This is a genomic window from Ruixingdingia sedimenti, from assembly GCF_031432425.1.
Lineage (GTDB): Bacteria > Pseudomonadota > Alphaproteobacteria > Rhodobacterales > Rhodobacteraceae > Ruixingdingia > Ruixingdingia sedimenti.
This window is the reverse complement of record NZ_JAVKPH010000089.1, coordinates 1-2508: the sequence shown is the minus strand read 5'-3', so window position 1 is coordinate 2508 and position 2508 is coordinate 1. Positions and strand designations below refer to the sequence as shown.

Annotated in this window: 3 protein-coding genes; all 3 read right to left on the bottom strand. The window is 66.0% G+C overall.

Features of this window, described 5'->3' with window-relative positions; all coding sequences use genetic code 11:
* A partial coding sequence (locus tag RGD00_RS23115; protein WP_310459586.1) for a DNA-binding protein occupies positions 1–1181 on the bottom strand: 1181 nt, incomplete at its 3' end.
* The gene (locus tag RGD00_RS23110) at positions 1178–1645 is read right to left on the bottom strand and encodes a helix-turn-helix domain-containing protein (RefSeq protein WP_310459585.1); all 468 of its coding nucleotides are present in this window, start codon (positions 1643–1645) and stop codon (positions 1178–1180) included. The genes RGD00_RS23110 and RGD00_RS23115, both read right to left, overlap by 4 nt.
* Complete coding sequence (locus tag RGD00_RS23105; RefSeq protein ID WP_310459584.1) at positions 1645–2490, bottom strand: ParB/RepB/Spo0J family partition protein; 846 nt, start codon at positions 2488–2490, stop codon at positions 1645–1647. The genes RGD00_RS23110 and RGD00_RS23105 overlap by 1 nt, the downstream gene beginning before the upstream one ends.
* Positions 2491–2508: the final 18 nt, after the last annotated feature.

Sequence of the window (2508 nt, the reverse complement as noted above, 5' to 3'; positions counted from 1 at the left end):
TAGAAAATCGCGCAGATGCCATGGGTCGAGCACGATCGGCGCAGGGCCTCCGTCACCGCAATGACGTTTTCCTTCCGGCTGACCGCATACCCGACACATTTGCGCGTGGCGACATCCAGCACCGAGGTGATTTCCGGCCGCATCGGGCGGCGCGATACGGGATCCGCAACCTCGGCGTCGAATGTCTTGCCGTCGGCCGTGTAGATGGTGGTCGGCCACATGTCCTCGGTCGTTCGCGTGACATAGGCCATGCGCGACCGAAGCGTCAGCAGACCCTCGCGCCCGACGTACTTGTCCAGCCCCTTGATCTTGTGTTTCAGGGTGTGACGCACCTGATCGAGCGTGACCGTCATCGGCTGCGCGCCCTGGCGCAGGGCAACCGCATCGGTGTAGTCTTTGTAGGCTTCGGGCACGCTCGGCTTGCCGGGCAACGCCCAGAACTTCAGGAAATCATAGAAGCCGGCGGGAATGGCCTCTTCCTGCTTCGGCGGGGTCGGCGCGAGGGCAAGCGCCCCGCGTTCATCGCGCGCCTTGAACCAGCGCCGGAGGGTCCGTTCCGAAATGATCGCCGCCGACCGTCGATCGTTCGCATTGGCCAGGCAGGCCGGTGCTAGCTGAAACCCGTCAGGGGCCGTCAGTTTCAGCGCGGACCCGAGGCTTGCGATCTCCCGCTCGCTCAGCGGCTCCCCGTTATCGCGGCGGCGCTCGATTTGCTGACGATCGGCATAAGCTGCCTGCGCCTCCATGAACCGGGCCGTGGCCCAGGAGCGGGGATGGCCACTGGCGATCGCATATCCCTCGATCGCCAGAAGGATCTCTGCGCGCGCCTCCATCACCTTGCGGGCATGTGCAGGCAGCGCAGCCACGCGAACCGCAGCCAACTGGCGACGATCAGCTTCTGCGGCAGCGTCATGGCGCGTGAGCATCACCTGACGCATGTCGCGGGCGAAGATTGTCGCGATCATCGGTTCGGGCAGCAGCGTGAAATGATATTCCAGCCCGCCGCCGCGACCGGCGCGCTTGCGGCAACGGTGGGGGCCGAGACCGTTCCAACCTTCGCGCTCTGCCCATTTGTTCACATTGCGCTTGGTATTCGGGAACGTCGTGATCCCCCGCGCCTTGGCGATGTCCGCCAGCTCCTGCGCGGTGAAGAATTCCTGCGTGGCCCGCGCCATGTTCATCGACGCGCCCTCCGGCGGGCAGCCAGCACCTGCCTGCGGGCCTGCATCTCCTCGATGTGATCCTCCAGGAGACGTTCCTCGATCAGGTCGGCATATTCCGCCTCGATCACCGTCAGCCCGAACTCGCCCGGCACGAAGCCGAGCAGGTCGCGGGCGCCGGTGGCGTGGACAAGGGCGATGAAGGCGTCGAGGGGGATGCGATGCTCCTCCGCGGCCTCGGACGCCCATTTGTGGAGCATCGCCTCGCTGATCGGCCGGCCCAGATACTGGCCCATTTCCTGCGCCACCTCTGCCCGGGTCAGCCCCCGATCCTCGCGCGCATCGCGCAGCGCCTGGGACACGAGCCGGGCAATCTTGTTGTCGAGCCGCCCGCGCCCGATGACATCGGCGCTGTAGCCGACAGCCACGCGGGGCGGCTGCCAGTCGAACAGATCCTTCGTCAGGGGGTCGCGGTGGCGGGCCATCAGATGCGCCCCAGGCGTTGCAGGGCGGCGATCATGCGATCCGCCTGTTCAGCCACCACCCGGTCAAAGACCGGATCCGGCAGCGCGGTCAGGGTGTCGCGGATCGCGGTGAAGCGCTTTTCCTCGGCCGTGGGCTGTACGCCTCCGGCCAGATAGGCCAGCGCCCCGGCCACGTTGACGATCTCTGGATGATCCTCGCCCAGGATCAGGTCCACGACCTTCACCTGGTCGTTGATCCCGAGCTCGGACAGCGCCTTCAGCTCGGTCTGCTTGTCGGCCAGCGCCGAGCCATGCAGGCGGCGGCGCAGGGGTGGGTAAAGGTTCGCCCAGATCTTGACCGCCGCGAAGATCGTGCGTTTGGAGAGGCCGATTTTCTCGGCAACAGCCTCCGCGAAGCCGAAGATCTCCGGTGCCGAAGGATCAAAGTGCAAAGTTTGCACTTTGATCGATCTGCGATCACCTCCATGCTTCGACTGCGGATACTTCCGCTCGTGGACCTGCTTCAGGTCATAGAGGTGATGGCAGCGGTCCAGCGCCGTTAGGTCGTAGCGGCCGAGGTTCTCCATCACCTCTTCGAGCCGCGCCTCGTCATCCGACGCCGCCGAGGACAGCAACGCCGGGATGGTTTCGCGCCCGAGCAGGCGGAAAGCCTCGACCCGGTGCAGGCCCGCGACCAGCCGATAGCGCCGGAATTGTCCCTCGACAGGGCGGACGATGACGGGATGCAGCAGGCCCTGCGCGTCGATCAGGGCCGCAAGGGCCTCGGCCCAGGCCGGTTCAAGGCTGCGGGCGCGGTCGGAACCCACCTCGATCGAGGCGAGCGGGATCTCGTGGAGATCGGGCATTGTCATTCTGGGTGCCTG

Bases quoted from the DNA above. Each gene is read 5' to 3' on its own strand.
- RGD00_RS23105 (WP_310459584.1), bottom strand. From the start codon at position 2,490: ATGCCCGATCTCCACGAGATCCCGCTCGCCTCGATCGAGGTGGGTTCC.
- RGD00_RS23110 (WP_310459585.1), bottom strand. From the start codon at position 1,645: ATGGCCCGCCACCGCGACCCCCTGACGAAGGATCTGTTCGACTGGCAG.